At 41.3% G+C, this 18,884-nt stretch carries 20 protein-coding genes and 1 pseudogene; 5 read left to right on the plus strand and 16 right to left on the minus strand.

Annotation, left to right across the window (positions count from 1 at the left end; translation table 11 throughout):
- Positions 1–2: 2 nt before the first annotated feature.
- Positions 3–2,798, plus strand: a pseudogene (locus ACFIK1_RS06180) (toprim domain-containing protein); the annotation flags it as partial.
- Here ACFIK1_RS06180 and ACFIK1_RS06185 read toward each other — a convergent pair.
- The 6 genes from ACFIK1_RS06185 to ACFIK1_RS06210 all read right to left on the minus strand — a co-directional run bounded on the left by ACFIK1_RS06185 (position 2,792) and on the right by ACFIK1_RS06210 (position 5,448).
- Positions 2,792–3,502 (minus strand): hypothetical protein, encoded by a 711-nt coding sequence (locus ACFIK1_RS06185; RefSeq protein WP_375662337.1) that lies wholly within the window; start codon positions 3,500–3,502, stop codon positions 2,792–2,794. The pseudogene ACFIK1_RS06180 and the gene ACFIK1_RS06185 sit on opposite strands and share 7 nt — an antisense overlap.
- A 150-nt stretch (positions 3,503–3,652) precedes the next feature.
- Positions 3,653–3,829, minus strand: a complete 177-nt coding sequence (locus ACFIK1_RS06190; RefSeq protein ID WP_375662338.1) for a hypothetical protein — start codon at positions 3,827–3,829, stop codon at positions 3,653–3,655.
- 4 nt (positions 3,830–3,833) lie between these two features.
- Positions 3,834–4,157, minus strand: coding sequence for a hypothetical protein (locus tag ACFIK1_RS06195; RefSeq protein WP_375642848.1), 324 nt, complete (start codon positions 4,155–4,157; stop codon positions 3,834–3,836).
- A gap of 24 nt (positions 4,158–4,181) precedes the next feature.
- Complete coding sequence (locus tag ACFIK1_RS06200) at positions 4,182–4,850, minus strand: hypothetical protein (protein ID WP_375662339.1); 669 nt, start codon at positions 4,848–4,850, stop codon at positions 4,182–4,184.
- 15 nt (positions 4,851–4,865) lie between these two features.
- Positions 4,866–5,282, minus strand: coding sequence for a hypothetical protein (locus ACFIK1_RS06205; protein ID WP_375642920.1), 417 nt, complete (start codon positions 5,280–5,282; stop codon positions 4,866–4,868).
- Positions 5,242–5,448: a hypothetical protein gene (locus tag ACFIK1_RS06210; RefSeq protein ID WP_375662340.1), complete on the minus strand. Its 207-nt coding sequence runs from the start codon at positions 5,446–5,448 to the stop codon at positions 5,242–5,244. The genes ACFIK1_RS06205 and ACFIK1_RS06210 overlap by 41 nt, the downstream gene beginning before the upstream one ends.
- A 73-nt stretch (positions 5,449–5,521) precedes the next feature.
- On the opposite strand from ACFIK1_RS06210, the gene ACFIK1_RS06215 reads away from it, so the two are divergent.
- Entirely contained in the window at positions 5,522–6,091 is a 570-nt protein-coding gene (locus ACFIK1_RS06215; RefSeq protein ID WP_375662341.1) for a hypothetical protein, read from the plus strand.
- A 16-nt stretch (positions 6,092–6,107) separates the two neighbouring features.
- Here ACFIK1_RS06215 and ACFIK1_RS06220 read toward each other — a convergent pair whose 3' ends face one another.
- On the minus strand, positions 6,108–6,248 hold the full coding sequence (locus tag ACFIK1_RS06220; RefSeq protein WP_375634516.1) for a hypothetical protein: 141 nt from the start codon (positions 6,246–6,248) through the stop codon (positions 6,108–6,110).
- Between the two features lie 2,607 nt (positions 6,249–8,855).
- On the opposite strand from ACFIK1_RS06220, the gene ACFIK1_RS06225 reads away from it, so the two are divergent.
- Complete coding sequence (locus ACFIK1_RS06225) at positions 8,856–9,179, plus strand: hypothetical protein (protein ID WP_375662342.1); 324 nt, start codon at positions 8,856–8,858, stop codon at positions 9,177–9,179.
- Positions 9,180–10,054: 875 nt separating this feature from the next.
- Here the strand turns inward: ACFIK1_RS06225 and ACFIK1_RS06230 are convergent.
- From ACFIK1_RS06230 to ACFIK1_RS06250, 5 genes are all read right to left on the minus strand, one after another.
- A complete protein-coding gene (locus ACFIK1_RS06230) occupies positions 10,055–11,218 on the minus strand; it encodes a DUF6990 domain-containing protein (RefSeq protein ID WP_375662343.1) in 1,164 nt (387 codons plus the stop codon).
- Positions 11,219–11,228: 10 nt separating this feature from the next.
- A complete protein-coding gene (locus tag ACFIK1_RS06235) occupies positions 11,229–11,606 on the minus strand; it encodes a hypothetical protein (RefSeq protein ID WP_375662344.1) in 378 nt (125 codons plus the stop codon).
- A 353-nt stretch (positions 11,607–11,959) separates the two neighbouring features.
- Positions 11,960–12,277 (minus strand): hypothetical protein, encoded by a 318-nt coding sequence (locus ACFIK1_RS06240; protein WP_375662345.1) that lies wholly within the window; start codon positions 12,275–12,277, stop codon positions 11,960–11,962.
- A 24-nt stretch (positions 12,278–12,301) separates the two neighbouring features.
- Entirely contained in the window at positions 12,302–12,868 is a 567-nt protein-coding gene (locus ACFIK1_RS06245) for a hypothetical protein (protein ID WP_375662346.1), read from the minus strand.
- A gap of 269 nt (positions 12,869–13,137) precedes the next feature.
- Positions 13,138–13,695, minus strand: coding sequence for a hypothetical protein (locus tag ACFIK1_RS06250; RefSeq protein WP_375636904.1), 558 nt, complete (start codon positions 13,693–13,695; stop codon positions 13,138–13,140).
- A 989-nt stretch (positions 13,696–14,684) separates the two neighbouring features.
- Between ACFIK1_RS06250 and ACFIK1_RS06255 the strand changes: the two genes are divergently transcribed.
- Together ACFIK1_RS06255 and ACFIK1_RS06260 are read left to right on the plus strand one after the other, a co-directional pair.
- Positions 14,685–15,248: an NADPH-dependent FMN reductase gene (locus ACFIK1_RS06255; protein ID WP_375633355.1), complete on the plus strand. Its 564-nt coding sequence runs from the start codon at positions 14,685–14,687 to the stop codon at positions 15,246–15,248.
- An 18-nt stretch (positions 15,249–15,266) separates the two neighbouring features.
- Positions 15,267–15,782 carry a short-chain dehydrogenase gene (locus ACFIK1_RS06260; RefSeq protein WP_375662347.1) on the plus strand — a complete coding sequence of 172 codons (516 nt, stop codon included), beginning with the start codon at positions 15,267–15,269 and terminating at the stop codon, positions 15,780–15,782.
- A gap of 269 nt (positions 15,783–16,051) precedes the next feature.
- Here ACFIK1_RS06260 and ACFIK1_RS06265 read toward each other — a convergent pair whose 3' ends face one another.
- The 4 genes from ACFIK1_RS06265 to ACFIK1_RS06280 all read right to left on the minus strand — a co-directional run bounded on the left by ACFIK1_RS06265 (position 16,052) and on the right by ACFIK1_RS06280 (position 18,879).
- Positions 16,052–16,243: a hypothetical protein gene (locus tag ACFIK1_RS06265; protein ID WP_375662348.1), complete on the minus strand. Its 192-nt coding sequence runs from the start codon at positions 16,241–16,243 to the stop codon at positions 16,052–16,054.
- 426 nt (positions 16,244–16,669) lie between these two features.
- Positions 16,670–17,254, minus strand: coding sequence for a hypothetical protein (locus ACFIK1_RS06270; RefSeq protein WP_375662349.1), 585 nt, complete (start codon positions 17,252–17,254; stop codon positions 16,670–16,672).
- 10 nt (positions 17,255–17,264) lie between these two features.
- Entirely contained in the window at positions 17,265–17,639 is a 375-nt protein-coding gene (locus ACFIK1_RS06275; protein ID WP_375662350.1) for a hypothetical protein, read from the minus strand.
- Between the two features lie 88 nt (positions 17,640–17,727).
- A complete protein-coding gene (locus ACFIK1_RS06280) occupies positions 17,728–18,879 on the minus strand; it encodes a DUF6990 domain-containing protein (RefSeq protein ID WP_375662351.1) in 1,152 nt (383 codons plus the stop codon).
- Positions 18,880–18,884 lie beyond the last annotated feature (5 nt).

An 18,884-nucleotide genomic window follows, 5' to 3' on the forward strand; every position in this document is an offset into this window, starting at 1 on the left:
CCATGAGCACAATTTTTGAAATCAAACAAAAACTTATCTCACAAGCAGATAGAATAGCAGAAATGCTTCTTCCCCAAGGGCACAAACGAGGCAACAATTGGATTGTAGGCAACACACGTGGTGAAGCTGGTCAAAGTTTATCGATTTGCTTGAGTGGTAGTAAAGCAGGACTTTGGTATGATTTTGCAGAAGGCACTGGAGGAGATCTTTTAGACCTTTGGTGTGAAGTCAAAGGCATTAGCCTTTCTCAAGCCTTAGAAGAAGCACGCGCGACTCTCAATCTGACACGCCCCAAACCCTTTATGGCGCCCCATCGTTCCTATCGCCGTCCACCGGTTCCTACAGGGCAGAGCCCGCAGAATCTTGTAAAAAACTATCTCCACGAAAAACGCCACATTCCTTTAGAGATTATAAAGCGTTACCGCATAGGAGAAGATGGTGAAAAAATCATTTTTCCCTTTTATAAACCCGACGGCACCCTTGCTTTAGTCAAAGAACGGCTCGCACAAGCAGGAGCAAAAACCAAACCAACAGCCTCCCAATGTGAACCGATTTTATTTGGTTGGCAAGCCCTTTACCCCACAAACCACCCCGCCACGCACACGCCCCAACAAGCAACCCAGCACGCACCTCAGCAAGCATTCCAACACACACCTCAGCAGCAGGGACCCTCAACCAACCCCACCTCTACACAGGCATCCCAAAACACCCCCTCAACCAACCCCACCTCTACACAGGCATCCCAAAACACCCCCTCAACCAACCCCGCCTCTACACAGGCATCCCAAAACACCCCCTCAACCAACCCCGCCTCTACACAGGCATCCCAAAACACCCCCTCAACCAACCCCGCCTCTACACAGGCATCCCAAAACACCCCCTCAACCAACCCCGCCTCTACACAGGCATCCCAAAACACCCCCTCAACCAACCCCGCCTCTACACAGGCATCCCAAAACACCCCCTCAACCAACCCCGCCTCTACACAGGCATCCCAAAACACCCCCTCAACCAACCCCGCCTCTACACAGGCATCCCAAAACACCCCCTCAACCAACCCCGCCTCTACACAGGCATCCCAAAACACCCCCTCAACCAACCCCGCCTCTACACAGGCATCCCAAAACACCCCCTCAACCAACCCCGCCTCTACACAGGCATCCCAAAACACCCCCTCAACCAACCCCGCCTCTACACAGGCATCCCAAAACACCCCCTCAACCAACCCCGCCTCTACACAGGCATCCCAAAACACCCCCTCAACCAACCCCGCCTCTACACAGGCATCCCAAAACACCCCCTCAACCAACCCCGCCTCTACACAGGCATCCCAAAACACCCCCTCAACCAACCCCGCCTCTACACAGGCATCCCAAAACACCCCCTCAACCAACCCCGCCTCTACACAGGCATCCCAAAACACCCCCTCAACCAACCCCGCCTCTACACAGGCACCCCAAAACACCCCCTCAACCAACCCCGCCTCTACACAGGCATCCCAAAACACCCCCTCAACCAACCCCGCCTCTACACAGGCACACCAACAGGCACCCACGCATGCGCTCCAACAGGCGCCATTCCCCATTTTTTCTTCAACAAACCGTATCATTGTTATCACTGAAGGAGAAATTGATGCACTTTCCTTAGCCGCCTATGGATATCCGGCGGTCTCTGTTCCCTTTGGAGGAGGTAGTGGAGGCAAACACAACTGGATTGAAAATGAATTTGATCATTTAGAATCTTTTGAAACGATTTTTTTAGCCACCGATATGGACCAGCCCGGAGAAGAAGCAGCCCGTGAGATTGCCAGCAGGCTTGGACGCCACCGTTGCTACCGTGTCCGTTTACCCCTTAAAGATGCCAATGACTGTTTAACCGCAGGGATTGATAAAGCCACCATAAAAGCCGCCTTTTCCTCAGCACAAAGCTTTGCACCAGAAGGTTTACGGCGCGCCTCAGACTATAAAGATCAAGTGATTGGGCTTTTTTGGCCAGAGCCTGAAAAACATCTTGGTTATACGGTTCCCTATCCTAAACTGAAGGACAAATTGCATTTCCGCCCAGCAGAATTAACGCTCTGGAGTGGTGCGAGTGGTGCAGGTAAAAGCCAATTATTATCAGACTGTATTCCCCATTGGATTGCACAAAAGAGTCGCCTTTGCTTAGCGTCTCTAGAAATGAAAGGAGAACAATCACTTCGCCGTTTAACCAAACAAACGGGCGGCTTAGAACAGCCTACAAAAGAGACAATTGAACGAATTCTTCATTTTTTAGACGAAGGGCTTATTCTTTATGAGCATGTTGGCAAATCGAGCGTAGATACCTTGCTTGAAATCTTTGACTATTGCCGTGCGCGCTATGGCTGCGATCAATTTATCATCGACAGTTTGATGCGGCTTGGCATTGCCTCTGATGATTATGCAAGACAAGAACAAGCTGTTTATAAAATGGTTGATTGGGCTGTTTTAAACAATGTACATATTCACCTTGTAGCCCATGCCCGCAAAGGCGGTCTGGATAAAGATATCCCCAGCACAGAAGACATTAAAGGCGCCTCAGAGATTGGTGCCAATGCCTTTAACATCATCACCATTTGGCGCAATCGGTCATTAGAAGATAAAATCTTTGCCGCCTCTCTCGCACAAGAAAAAGCAGATTTAGCCAAACGCCCCGGCGTTATTATGAATATTGCCAAACAACGTTCTGGTGATTTTGAAGGCAAAATAGGGCTTTGGTTTGATCCCCAAACCTACCGCTATCGCTGTTCTCTTGAACAATCATTCCCTCGACGTTATCTGTAATGCTCCATAAACCCCACTCTCTTAAAAAACGCCTCCGCCTTCACACGCGCACGCCTTGCTCCCATAGAAACAACAGGAAGGATAAATCCACAAATGACGAAAAACACCCAATCCTTCGCAAACCAAAGCCAGCTCAACCCTAGATTCTCTGCTCCCAGACGGGTAAAAAAAAGGATTAGTGCCAAAATGCAGCAAAACAGCACAAAATTCAAAGCACGCAACAACCTCTGTAACACCGTATCACCTTGCTCGCGTATAAAGAACCCCAAGAGCACTTTCAACAATACAGTCAAGAGCAATCCCTTTAAGAATACCGCCCTTATGCTATCCATATCCCTGACGCCCACAGCAGCAAACCACAGGATAAAGCCCATCATGCAACAAAATATGACTGCCTTTAAGAACACTTGCCCCGCAACAGGCATACTCTTGACACCCAGATGCAGCAAACCAAGGACAGTTGCAAAAATGCAAGAAAACACCGCCCCCTTCAAGAGCAGCTCCCCGTCAACAGCGCGCCTGCCCACGCCCACATAAATAAAACCAAGGTAGGTGGCAACAACGCCATAAAGCACCACCCATCTCCAAAACATCCACCCTGTAACAGAGCGACGCTTGGCAATCTTATCAAGAAAAACCAAGGCTAGAGCAAAAAAGCAGAAAAACCCCAACAACAGCCAAAACATCACATCGTTCGACATCAAATACCCCTCACAGAAAGAACATCAAAGACCATGCCCGTGGAAAAGAAAAATGCTCATTTTTTTAAGCACCATCCCAACAGTACACGCACTCACCTTATACCTTCATAAGCAAAAAAAGGAACAAGTCCAATAGTGCCCAGAAACACCTCATTGTTCGAGATCACAAACCAGCGCCCCCATATGCTTGGCTCCGTTATACGCCAACCCAACAACAGCTCCAACAACGCCACCAAACACCAGCCCCTTTAAAAACATGTCCCATGCAACCACCATACACCCCGCACCCTCATAAGCAAAACCAAGGAACAACCAAAAATGCAGCAAAAGATCAATCCTTTACAAAGAATGAAATCCTAAACCCAAGACGCTTTGCCCCTAGACAAATAAGCCCAAGGATAAGACCAAAGACAATGCCAAAAAGAATGTAAAAAACCCACTTGTTTGAAAACCACACCTGAGCCAAACCAAAATGCTCAGCTTTCGCATAAACAAACTTAGAGGTCACGCCAACAAAGAATGCAAGCACCCCACCCTTAAAAAAGTCCTTCCTTGTAAACCCGAAAAACCTTATTCCCACATAAATAGAAACAAAGGCGAGAGCCAAAGGGCAGAAAAACCCCAACCACTGCCAAAACATCACATCGTTCGACATCAAATACCCCTCACAGAAAGAACATCAAAGACCACGCCCGTGGAAAAGAGAAATGCTCATTCTTTTTAAGCACCATCCCAACAGTACACGCACACACCTTATACCTTCATAAGCAAACAAAGGAACAAATCCAATAGTGCCCAGAAACACCTCATTGTTCGAGATCACAAACCAGCGCCCCCCCATATGCTTTACTCCCACATGTGCCAACCCAACAACAGCTCCAACAACGCCACCCAACACCAGAAACTTCAATAAAAATACCCCACGCGATATCCATTTACCCCGCACCCTCATAAGCAAAACCAAGGACAGCTCCAGCAATGCAACAAACACCGCTCCTATCACTAAAAATTCCCATGATATATCAAAACGCTTCGCTCCCTTATAAGCAAAGCCAAGAACCACTACAGCAATGGTGCAAAACACCACAGCCTTGAAAAACACGCCCCACGATACAGTTCTACTGTTTGCTCCCACAACAATAAAACAAAAGGTCGCTCCAGCAATGCAAGAAATCACCACCCCCTGCCAAAACACCTCCCACGTAATAGCCGGTCGCCCCGCATCTTCATAAGCAAAACCAAGGACCATGCCAACAACGCAGCAAAACGCCAGCCCCTTCAAAAACATGTCCCGCGCAACCACCATACGCCCCGCTCCTTCATAAGCAAAAATCAGAGACCATGCCAAAAATGCAGCAAAAGATCAATCCTTTTCAAAGAATGAAAGTCTAAACCCAAAACGCCTTGCCCCACGATAAATAAGACCAAGGACAAGACCAAAGACAACGCCAAAAAGAATGTTAAACACCCACCTGTTTGAGAACCACATCTGAGTCAAACCAAAATGCTCAGCTTGCTTATAAATAAAATCAATGACAGCAGCCAAAATGAAGCTCAACAACACCATCTTGAGGAACAAACCCTTCGTTACACCACGCCGCTGCATTACTTCATAACCCAACATAAGGAAAATACCGGGAATGCCATAAAACGCCACAGCCCGTAAAAATACGCCCCACGTCATCCCCAACGCCTTCATTTCCACATAAACAGCCACAGAGACATAGGCCACAATACAGCTAAACACCAATCCCTTCAGAGACAAAAGCCCGCGCGCCATCACTCACCTCCCCCATCAAGCCATTCAAGGAAAATCCACCATGCGACAAAACACCCCTCTTTTCAAGAGCCAAATCCATGGGGCTCCCACACACAAGCGCAACAGTCCAAGTCACCCCCAAGAGCGCATACCCACACGCACACTCCAACACATGTCTTCCTCTCATCCCTCTCTTTTGCCTAGAGCAAGCAACATTTTTTAAAAACGAGAAGCAAAATTAAAATTTTTAAGGAGATGCTATGACCCATAAGCAGAAAAAAAATACGCAAACCTGCCCACTTGACCATCAAGATAAAGGAAAGCACATTGGTCATTTAAAGACGCAAGAAATCCCTGTTGAAACAAGTAATCCTTATTTTAAACCCAATCATCCAGAAAGTTCCAGCAATCCGCGCACTATCAATGCCATTGCCAATGCACAAAGCCATCCCATTGCCCTTTTATATGCGAAAGGACATCTCAGCAAAGCCCAATATAAAGCAGCAGAACGTTTTTATTTTTACTGGCGTCAAAGCCAAGCCGATCTCCACATGAGCCTTGACTACACCCGTGAAAAGGTTTCCTGTAGCCAAGGGTACACACACCCTATTGAACGTCAAATAGAAGCATCCAATCATTTAAGAACAATCAAAGTTCAACTGGGTATTCTTGGCTATTCACTGCTTGAACGCGTTATCGGCTATGGACAAGCGATAAAAGAATTAAGTTCTTCAAAACGCAAACAAAACTCTCTTGCCGATCATTTACGAGATTGTTTAGACTTGCTCGCATTTCATTGGGGATATGCAAACCATAAACATTTTGAATAATCCCCTCCTCGCCATTTTAAGCGGCCTCCCATGTTGCCCCCGCCCCCTCTAAAGCCCTTCCCACACACACGGGCTCAAGCATTGAGCAGCTCTCGCCCCCATTTCCATTACCTTGCCCCCCCACCCAAAAGGACAATACTTCACCCCCCACACACATACTTAAGATACACCCTAAACTCTTAAAAACAAAAAGCCTTCCCCCATATCAATCCTATAATCATGAGGTGCTCTTAATTCGTTTTTTATTGAAGAATATTCTCAAGATGCTTGCATGCATCATAATATTTTTAAATATAGTTTAATTAATATCGAGTCTTAAAATAAATATTCAATTGAAAAAAGTATTAAGTTTTAATGCAAAATGACAAAATTTTTTGTAAAAAGTATTTTTTATATTGCTATTTTTTCAATTCTCTGCTAATTATAATGTGGTAGGTTATTTAAGTATGATTTTTTTGTATTAGTACGGCCTTTTGAATTTATTCTTTTTTGACACGTCCTGCGAGTCAATGTTAAAATTCTCCTGCTTTTTGGTCCTCTGATTGCGACAGAGGACTTTTTTTATGACTGTACTTTTTTATAACTGTATTGTCTTAAATCACTTCCTTATGAGCTTTGTGATATTCCTCCATAAGGTTTACCCGCAAAATAGATCATTCTTTTGTCAAATTGACTTGCGTTCCATTCTTAAAGAACAAAGATTCTTAACTCAATCTGATTTACAAACAGCTTGGATACACTTCCCTCTTGGTTTGCCATTCCCTCTTGGCTTCTATTCAGGATTTTCCGCTAAACTCAAGACGCAACAGAAGCTTGCTTCATATCACCAAACCTCACATGACCGTGTTTTACGGCATAACAGAATGACTTAACTATTGGATAACTTTCTTTATCGCCCCCCCAACAGGTTGATGTATCACGACAACATATTGATTTATAATCATCATATCCCGTTATCCATATTAAAACCCGTTATCCATATAAAATTAAGAGACGCAGATATCATAGGGATTCTCTCATTTTAAATTTATTTCATGTTGCATCAATCAACACCTTGTCTTTTCCACATTACAAACATGAGAGACATATGAAATAACGCACTTCAAAGATAAAGAATCAAAATGCCTCTTATGAACACGCTCAAGAGCCAAAGGCTGTCATCATATGAGGCGCGAATAGTATAATAGTGTACTGGCTTTTCCTTATGAGAATTTAAAGAAGGACTTATCCACTTCGCAAGAGATTTCTCCATTATCAGATTTACCAATATCCCCAATCACCAATATAATTGTGATGATAAGATAACATAATGTTTTTAAACAAGTAGGTAAGTGTGCAACACAAATATATTCTATTTAGAACATTCTGTTTTACGTGAGTCGCGTAACCTCCCATTAAAAAACAAAATCCCCCATTAAAAACAAAATCCCTATGAGAAAAAATCTAAAGCGTGAGAATAAAAACATGAGACAAGTGTGATTCCATTCAGATATTGCTCTTTAACCGTCAAACCGAATAAAAATAGATCCGGAAAATATGTTAATCTTCCTACCTTAAGAGATAAACTAAGAATATAGACAACATCTCTCCTAACATTCCCCTTTTTCTAGCATCGCGTAAGAATCAAAAGTTATACAGCTTATTTTGTCATATTATAAAGCACTGTTTTTTTAAGGCGGTGTTGAAGCAGTTAAAACGATTGAAGTGTTTAGCCAACGCCATCGCCATTAGCAAAGCTAAAAAAACAAACTGTTGAAAAGCCGTGCATATCTTGTGTAAACACAAAAAAAACAAGAAAAAGGCACAAAAATATCTCAATTTTTATAAAAATACTCAGCGTCTTTTACGATTGTATTGACGAACAACCCTTATCACATAATCATCTTAAATATTGAGAATAAAGAATGAATAGCCCTCGCAAATACAGCAACCTATCAATATAAAATATAAAAACAAATCTTTTGGTTATCTCTGTTTCTTATGGAATATGCCTTTCCCTATGGATGCACTTTAGCCTCCAAAGAGTGCATTCAATCCATGGAAAGGATGCACTCCAGCCCTCAAAAGAGTGCATCCTTCCCCTCAACGGATACCGCCAAACCCTCATGAGGCAGTATCCAATCTATAAGAGGATGCACTCCAGCCCTCAAAAGAGTGCATCCTTCCCCTCAACGGATACCGCCAAACCCTCATAAAGGCAGTATCCAATCCATAAGAGGATGCACTCAACCCCTCAAAAGAGTGCATCCTTCCCCTCAACGGATACCGCCAAACCCTCAATAAAGCAGTATCCAATCTATAAGAGGATGCACTCCAGCCCTCAAAAGAGTGCATCCTTCCCCTCAACGGATACCGCCAAACCCTCATGAGGCAGTATCCAATCCATGGAAAAGATGCACTCCGCCTTCAATAGAGTGAATCCTTCCCTTCAAGGGTTTTACTCAAATTTCATCGCATCTCATTTTTATGAACCCTCATTTTTATGAATCCTTGGTCAAAGGCACAAAAAGAAGTTTGCTAGCAACTATTGTATCACCCACCTTATGGGATTCCACTTCTCTACAGAGCTTTCAAACTTTTTTACGCCTTCATAAAATCAAATCTGAAAGAATTCATTAAGGCAATTAAGGGTAAATTTTGTCAATTTGTAGGCAAAGTTTATTCTTTTTTGTGATTGTTGTATTTTTACTATAGTTATTTAAATCGTATTTATATATGATACGTATCGATATTTATTTATCGAAATAAATATAGGAGAAAAACTATGAATATCAGATATTTTTTCATAGCTGGGGCTATTACAAGTGGTTTAGCTCTCGCGATTCAAAAATCTGATCGTATAGTCAATAAACAACCCTCTCCTATTGTTGCTCCTTATACTATTGAGAAAACAAATTTACAGTTTGTTAAAAAAGTAAGGGACACATCGGATACATTGAATATACTGAGAATCAGTAATAGAAGCGCATCAGAACAAGCATCAATAAACGATATATACGAAAAAGGAAAAAGTTTATTGAATGCAATAGCTGGTTTTTTAGGATCAATTATTATATATTTCGTACAACTTGTTGCTACTAGAATATAAGATACAAAAAGTTCTTAAAGTAAGGTTATATACGTTTTGTATATATTGTAAAATTTAAATAAAAAGGCCCTTTATAAAATGGGGCCTTTTTTAGTTTAATTTTTCCTTTGTTTTAGTTTAGTTTTTATTGTGTTTTTATTTTTATTGGCCAAATATCATCTATCATCGCCTTCAAAAATGCCATTTTTACTTGTCTCACATCTCAAATGACAAAGGCTCTACCCCCTTAGCTTCCCTCCCATAGCGCTTTCGTTAATAAGGGTCCGCAATCCTCTTGTTCTTCCCAAAAATTCCTCTGTTTTCAAGAAAATGACCATGCATCTCCTATGTCATCGGATTGGCTTACAGATCTCCATGAAGCAGACTGAAAAACACAAAAATACCATAAATTTTTGTATCAATATCACCATACTGAAACGCTGTTGAGGCTTAACAAGCGCTGCTTCATTGGCGAGGACTTCTTAAAAAGACAAAAAACACCTCAAAGGAAAAAGACTTTAACACTGCTCAAAAATGCCATTTTTTGCCTTCCTCTCATCTCAAATGACAAAGGCTCTAACCCCTAGCTTCCCTCCCATAGCACTTTAGTCAATAGAGCTTCCCCTCATAGTGCTTGAATAAGCGATAATTTATGAGCATTTTCTAACAAAACAACAGAACCGTCTTAAAGAAGATAGAAAAATTTATAATTGATTTTTCTCCTCTATTCTTGAGGATCAAGCCATTTTCAGTCTATTTTTTAAAATCTTGGCTATTATTCTCGATTTTTCAAGCCCTTTATTTTGCTCTGGTAAGAAAGGTGTGAAAGCGTCTCAATCATGGCGCTTTCACATCTTTTAAATAAGGGTGCTTTTCTTCAACAGGAGAGTACAACACTAATCAATTTTTATATCCATAAATGCGATTTTACCATCTTTAATATAAGTAATATCAGGAGCATGTTTTACCCCCTCTGCTTCAAACACGAACTGTTCATCACTCACCCCTTCAAACCCTTGTTCCCTTAATTCTTGTTTTTTCTTCTCGACTATTTTTTTATGAAAATCTCGTTTTTGGTTACACGTATTAGGAGATCTCACTCTGAAAAGCTGATAGTCCATGGCTATAGACCACTTCTCAGCAACCCGTTCCAGTAGATCGTAACTGAACTTTCCTTCCCTTTTCACTTCTTGAGCGATCACCATCGCGCGTTCCAAATGGACTTTTTCAATGGTTTCATCAAAGCCAAGCTTCTCCCCTGCCGTAAAACTTTCGTCATAAGAAGCTAAAGTCTCAACATCGCCCAGCAAGGCAAGAGCAGCAAGATGCAGCAAAGCATAAGGTGCAAACTCTACGTCTCCATCCGTTGCCCAAGATAAAGAGTCTTTTTCCCAAGGGGGAATACTATATTGAGAGCGAAACATTTCAAGCAAAGAATCATCTTCCATTGTCCATTTTAAAGTTTTATCGAGAGCTTTCTTTAAAAGCTGGACGCTCACTTTTTCTTCAAAAATTTCCAATCCATTGAACACAAAATTTATAAATACTGTTGGCAAAACCCCAGAATTATGCGGATTAATCGTCTGACAAGCCGCCGCAAAAATACCGCTCATAATTAAAAGTCCGCGATCAAAAGGCGAAAACTCTTCCACTCGTTTCTCGTTATAAAGAAACTGCACTTCGCGATCTGGTAAAAAGAGGGTTGCCAAATAATCTCCCTTTCCCTCGATTTCCACCGACCATCCCAAGCTTTTTAAAAGCCCTGTTGCACTTTCTATCGTGAGAATTTCATCATCATCATAATCGGCAGAGAACTCTTTTTCCTTTAGTTGCAAACGCCTCTCCTGTACCACGGCTTCATCTTTCCAAAACTGCTGCGTTGCAAGATCATTTTCTTTAAGCACTCTTTCCAGCGCGCCTTTCACTTGGAAATTCATTTTCATCCGTTTAAAGACAGAGGTATAAAGAGCTAAAACAAGCATGATAATGATCATGCAAATAACAATAAATACCCAAAACTCGGGATCTAATAGAAATACGGCTATAGGATCACTGTTCATTTTTTCCCTCTCAGTCTTTACAAAGCCCGTGCGACAGAGAGCTTATGTGCTCTCGCACAGAGATTGCTTCTTCTAGTTTCTGAATATTTTTGTACAACTCACCCGTCACTTTGGTGCGAAGCCGTAACATAACCGGAATAAAAATAATGACACAGACCATTATAATGTCCGTTGTTTTAAGGAGAACGGCATGCACAACATATTGCCACCCTGTCAGCTGCCAATTTAATACATCTGGTATTCCTAGAATCATGTTCCAGATGACAATGACAACAGCAATAGCAAAAATAACTTTATAATCCTTTGCTGAGAGCAACACTTTCTGGAGCGAAAAAGAATGCGCTCCTTTATGCGTTTCTTGCTCTGATGTCCAATTTTGCTCCTTCATGTATTCCCCTCTCACTCTTTGAAAAGACCCGTGTGACAGAGAGCTTATTTGCTCTCACACAGAGATTGCCTCTTCTCGTTTCTGGATCTTTTTTTCCAATTTACGCATTATGATGATGCAAAACCCAAATACCACCTGGAATAAAGAAAAGTACACAGGCCGTTATGGCTTACGTCATAATAAAAATAATAATATTCCTGCTACCTTGCCACCCTCTTGCCTTCCTCACATTGCAAACAATAAAGATTTTCAAACCACGCCAATCTATAAACAATAGTCACAATTCAGCTTTTTCTTCCTAAAAATTCTCCTATTTTCAAGAAAATGACCCTGCATCCCCACTTCAATAGGATTCATTTCAAAGCTTGAATGAACAAGGTACCTAAAAATACGAAAACAACCCATATACCGCGCGCCCCTACAAGCAAAACCGTTCCTTCCTCACGTCTCAAACGATAAAGTAAGTCCCAAGCACTCACTCTAGGCTCTAAACCCCACGGGCTCTTATTCCCTTTAATCAACACTGATCCAGTATCGGCTTTTCTTCCACTCAATGCCACCCAACACTGCTCCTTTAAAGCAATGTTTACGGACAACCCATAAAGAGCACCAAACCATCTCAGAGGCAAAATGGTATAGAGAGCAATCCCTATAAAGGCTGAATCTCTCATAATTTCTTCATTATTTTTTCCCTCTCATGACTTCTCAAGCGCTGTATCCTGTTCTTTCAAGACGTTTTTCAGTTCTTTTCTTAAACAGCGATACGTTCTCACCTGCTTAAAGACACCATAATAAAGTTCCAAAATCATCATGGGAATAACAGCAACCCACACTGTCACGAACATAAGCACGAGAACAAATATCATGACAAGAATATCACCCCTTTTTTCTCTATCGCCTTTTTTATACCAATCCTTTTGATCGGTTATTTTACCCCGTTGCTGGTTTATTTCTTTCAATTTTTGAGTATTTTTTCTCAACAAAAGCCACAATGTTATGCAGAGTATCAACATAACTGGGAACAAGACCCAAACACACACTGTAATAATTTGCCAAAACGTACACAGAGAGAGAAAAAGGGGTGTATCCTGCCACCCTGTCAAGTTCTCTTTGCTGCCTAAGGATGGGAGAAAGAAAATCCTGTTCCACAACTCAATAATGAGGGAGAGGAAACAAATGACAACACGCTCTTTCTCAGAAAAAACACTTTTTTCGAAAAAATGGCGCAGTCCATTATAAAATGCTGAATTTTTCCCCTTCATTGCTCTTCCTTTTTTTATGAAAAACGCATTTCTTTATCTCATGCCCGCTTTTTTAAGAACCACGAAAAGTGCGATGCATGGCGCTTCCCTTGTTTTCAACAAAAAACCCCAACTTTCTAAAAGCGCTGTTGCTTTTCCAAATGATTAAGAGCATCCTCCTCATTACAAACCTGATAGGCCTCTTTATCCTCTTTACCTGATGATTTTCCAACCATCCCCTCTTCTTGTGTCATGAGCTTCCAAATATTACCTCTTACCCCTCACGATAGCTACACAAGCGCCTTGTCACTCTCTTTTCTTATGCGTTTTAATTCCCGTTTCACTCTACAATACGTTCTCACGCGCTTGAAAACAAAATAATAAAATTCTAAAATGAGCATGACAACACCCGCAGGAAAAAAGACGTTTAGCAGAAATATCAACCAAAAGTATACGATAAAAAAACTGCTTATTGTTTCTCTATTGTTTTTTACCGAATTATTTTGTTGATCGGTTGTGTGCCCCCGTTGCTGGATAGCCTCATCCAACTGCTGAATCTTTTTTTTCAACAAATACGTTAAGATGAGATAAAGCACCAATAAAACAGGCATCAAGGCAACAACACACACCATGATGACTTCACGCAGCACAAAAAGCGCCAAAAGAGTGCTATCCTGCGATACACTCAACGTCCACTTGGATTCTAATGGGATCAAAAGAGCTTTATAACCTATCCCAATAAGGATAGAAATAAGACAAATAATAATATGATCTTTATAAGAACGAAATGATTTTCCAAAAACAAGAGAGCACCGTTTGTTATAAAATGTGGAATTTTCCCCCTTCATTTGCTCTTCCCTTTTATGCAACTGTTTGTCCCTGACTTTATAAAGACACGAATAACCTCTCAAGCACAATTGCATCCATTATCGTCAAACAGAACACCCCAGAGAACACTCGTATCGCATATTTATGTTGCCAATACTTTTGCCAATTCAGGTGCTTGTTTTAAAGAAACATCTCTCAACACTTGCAAACCAACACGCATCACCCCCATTTCATGAACAGCCCCCATGAAGGGGATAACAATAGCGCCCCCATGAATATATCCCCCTTACTATAAACTCTATCACCACCATTATTTCAATAAAAAATGTAATCCGGCACCATTCATATACGCCCCCTGTGGCCTCTACAATAGCCTTACCCTCCCCTTGCGACAAGCCACGCCATAACTCGTTCCTCAACACGGACAACCCCCATTAGCCTAAGGCTCCTACAACAAACCCACCCCTGCCCCAAAAACAGGCATATCTAGCTTCTACGATAGTCTTTATCCCTTGAAAAGACAGAAGCATTTTTATTCTTTTCTCAATTGTTTTCCGCCCACTTAAGACATAAAAAAAGGAACTTCCATTGATTTGCAAATGATCGCGCAATAAGAACATTTGAAATGAGAAAATCTTACAACTTTCTTATTTCAATTAAAAAGGCTCAATGATCATTATAAATCAAAATATGACGATACATTCCATTTTTCATTAGAGTTCTTGCAAGCCAATAGCTCAGAATATATTCATAAAAGCGCTTCTAAGACACGAGACAGCCGCGATTCTTGAGATCAAGCATTTTAATATTAATGAAAGCACTAACATTCCCTTACAAGTTTGAGGTGTTGTTTTGTCAACAATCTTGTTAGCATGGACTGATTCTATGATGATGCGATATCATCACAATTGCTCTTTATGGACAGCATAATGATACGCGCCATTTTACTCACAATTCTTTATAAGCCTTGCGTTATAGGCTTGTGGGGAAAAGATAAAGGAGAATCCTGTTGAATATAGCAATTATTTTGGGGTCTGTGCGTCAACCTTCCTTAACAAGAACTTTAGCCAATTATTTAGCCGATTGCCTCATAAAGCGGGGTGCATCACTTCATTGGGTTGATTTGCGTGAACAGCCCTTGCCGATGACAGATCCAGATTATCATCAGCAGGTTGAGGCTAATCCAAGTGCTGCGGTTCGTAAGTTTGTAAAAACCATTGCAGCGGCTGATGGCGTTATTCTAGCAAGCCCCGTTTATCAAGGGTCTTATTCGGGTGTTTTAAAAAATGCTCTTGATAATTTGAGCTATAATGCCTTTTTAAATAAACCTGTTGGGCTTATCTCTCATGGAAGTACCGCCAAAAAATGCGCACAACCGTGTGAACATTTATTGCCGTTGGTGCGCACGCTTTATGGCTATGCACTCCAATGTCAAATCGCATCTTCCAACGAAGATTTTTCCTCAGATGATGAAGGTCGTACTTGGAAAGTTATAAGTGACGAGGTACAAACACGTTGTGAAAGACTTGCTGATGAAATGTACACATTTTTAAAGCAAAGAGGTGGGATTTAAAGCAATAAGGGAGGGGGCATGAAAAAAAAGGATGCGCACTATCGTTATTTAGTGGTAGGGGGCACAGGGATGCTTGCCCCTTTGTATCAATCACTAGAGCCGCAAGAAGTGATTATTGCTGCACGCTTTCTTTCCCATAAAGTCCAGCTTGAGGCATTGCAAAAACAGCATATGTGTGTGCCATTGGATTATGATTGTGCAGCATCAAAGGCACAATTTTTAGAAGCTGTGAAGCAATGGCATGATCTAAAATATTGCATATTATGGATTCATTCACCTGCCCATGCATTTTCTTGCGCATTAATTGAGCAGTTAGCTCTTTTGCCTAAACCACCATGTATTCTTCATATTTTTAGTTCCAACACGCATGATCAAATGATCCTCGAGTGCGCGCGCAAAAACAAAGTTGATTTTATCCCCATTCAATTAGGACAAAAAACAACGTCAAAAGGTTTACGATGGCTAACACATCAGGAGATAAGCCAACAAGTACTGGATGCCATAAAAAACCATATGAATAAACAAAACTTATGATCAATACCTCTTGCCATGCAAAGAAGCCGAGCCCCCCAATCTCTATCCATACCCAAACATCCTCTTGAATAGCCTATACTCTCTACATCATAAGCTTTGTGAACGAACAGTTCCCCTCCTTTACGCCTCTAAACAGCATCCTTATATCAACAGCTTCAGAACCAAACTTTTTTCCTCCTCACACGGGCTTATCCCCTCCCCACAACCATCACAGCCCTTAAGCAACCACATACCCTATTACAGTTTCACGTTTTTACGATTTTGCAAATTCACAGAAAACAAGCAAACTTCCGATCAACAGCCCCATTAAAGCCTATCATCAGCCTATTCATTGCCATCAACCCTTTCCCCCAACGCCCTCCATTCCCACATTCCAATTTTGACGCATTGCACAATCCAACCATCCTCCATTGGCACCTCTTCTCCCCAACCGCCCCACAACCGTCACGGCTCTTGACCAACCACACGCCCTATTACAGTTTCACGTTTTTACGATTTTGCAAATTCACAGAAAATAACAAAACTTCCGATCAACAGCCCCATTAAAGCCTATCACCAGCCTATTCATTGCCAACAGCCCTTTTCAAACAGAGATCAGCGTAAAATGAGAAAAATAATCCATGCCCTCCTCCCAAGCTGTGAAGCAATGGCATGATCTAAAACTTATGCCTCCCCCATGACACGAGCACTACATGCGCTTTTTCAGCGCTGCGTTTAATTGTTTGGTAACCTTGTAATACGATATCAAACGCTTTATAAAAGAAATATACAGTGCCACAATGGGTATTGTTAAGAAAAAATCAAAAACACCCCCCAGCAGAATGATCAAAATCACCGTCCAAAATGCCGCTATTTCGTAATGCATTTTATCCCCTTCCCTTTATAAATTAATTTGTATGGTATAAATTGATTGATTGGGTTGCTTCAGTCACTTCTTCCAACTGCTGAATCTTCTTTTTCAATCGATGGGTTAAAATTTCACGAAGGATCACAACAACAGGGATCGTTGCAAAAATACATACCGATAAAAAAAACCAGAAAAACAAGAGAATGATAATATATTCAAATCTGCTCTCATCTATCTCAGCTATCCCTTTAGAGCAAATCACATAGACATAAGCTTTGAAAAACATAATGATGAAAGAGAGGCATGCGTGGAGGATATAATCTTTGCGTGAAAAAGCGAGCCATTTTTTTAACGAATAGGAACTTATCTGTGTTTCTAGTGCTAAGTTTTGCGGCACTCTCTCTTTTTCTTTTCCGCTTTTTTCAAAGAAACAAAAACGCTGTGGGTGTTCTTTCATCAAACGTCTTTGTTTTTTCACTCTGTAATAGAGCCTCAAACGCTTGATTAAAGAATAATAAGGCGCCACAATAATCATATTCACGAAAATGGCAAAAACTGTAACTGCATTTAGAAGAAAATATCCAAACGGCAGAAACAAAATAAAAAGCGCGATCTCACCCCTCATGCGTATAGTCTCATTGATTAATCTCTTGCTGCTTTATTTTTTCTTTTAGTTTTTTCTTTATTTTTTCCAATCTGCGCTCTTTAAAACGATAAAGCCCCCAAATGATCGGAAGAGGAGTGAGAAGACAAAACCAAATCAACACTGGTAAGAGAAAAATAAGATAACCAATTCCTTCCCATTTTATCCATTGCAACGGCTGTACCAGAGATTTTGCACCAGCAGGAACTTCTAAAGCCATCATGATAAGACATGTGCAAAACATAGTGAAAAAGCGGCGCCCTATTATTTCACAGCTCCTCACCCCTTTACGCCTTTCCACTGAAGACACCATAAATTTTTTGAATGAAAAGAAAGACACTTCAAATGTTGCTTTTTTCTCCTGCATTGTTCCCCTCTGCTTTTACACTTCGCGCTTTTTACGCATTATTTTTAGGTTTAAGCTCTTTTTAATTTATCTAAACTCTTTATTTTTCTCAATAAATTTTTTCATCAATCCTAATTTCTACATCCATATATTCTAACTCCCCATCCTTTATGTAAAGAATATGAGGACGATAGTTTTTTCCATCAACCTCACAAATTGCGTCCTTTTCGTAAACAAAATATCCCTGTTGCCTTAATTCTTGTCTTTTTTCCTCGATCAAATTTTCATAAGAATCTCTTCTTCTATTGCACAAATTGGGATCTGTAGCTCTAAAACATTCATAGCTTTCTACCTCCATGGAAAAATCCTTTGCCGCCTGTTGAAGCAAATCGTAACTGGGTTGCTTTGTCTTTTCTACCGCCTGAGCAATCACCATCGCGCGTTCCAGATGCTCTTCTTCGATGCTTGTTTCAAAGCCCAGCTTCTCACCTTCCATAAAGCTTTTGTGATAAGAGTGTAAAGTTTCAACATCGCCCATCAAAGCCAGAGCCGCAAGATAACGCAGGGAATAAGAAGCCAACCGAGGGACCACCGTTTTGTTTTCCCAAGGCAGGATTCTATATTGAGAGTGAAGCATCTTGCCAAGATCAACCTCAGTCATTGCCTCATCTAAAGCCTTCTCGAGTGCACGACGTAAACATCCAACGCTTACCTTTTCTTCAAAAATTTCCACCCCCTTCACATCAAAACTCAATTCAAGAGCAATCAAGCCTCCAGAATTATAAGGGTCTATCGTTTGGCAAGCCGCCGCATGGATACCAGAAACCACCGCAATTGCACAATCAAATCGCGGATACCCCTTCTCAGCATTATAAAGAAACTGCACTTCACGATCTGGTAAATAATAGGTGGCCAAATGATCTCCTTTTCCTTCAATTTCCACCTTCCACCCCAAACTCTTTAAAAGCGCCGTTGCACTTTCCATCGTTAAGATTTCTTCATCAGAAAGAGAAAACTCTTTTTCCTCAGATAACGGCTTAATCATCGGCGTTTCTCCACTAGACGGCTCAAAAGCGACAGGTTGTTCAAGCACGCGGCTTAATTCTTTTGTCACTTGGCAATACAGTCTCACCCGCTTGAAAGTAGAGTAATACAATGCCCAAATAAACATCACGACCACGGCAGAAAGCAGCGTGAAAAGCGTCAAGCCCACACCCCACGAGAGTACAACAATAATATCCATCATTTTAATATCTATCATTTTCT

Source organism: Bartonella sp. OC16QHHD, assembly GCF_042194035.1.
Taxonomy (GTDB): domain Bacteria; phylum Pseudomonadota; class Alphaproteobacteria; order Rhizobiales; family Rhizobiaceae; genus Bartonella.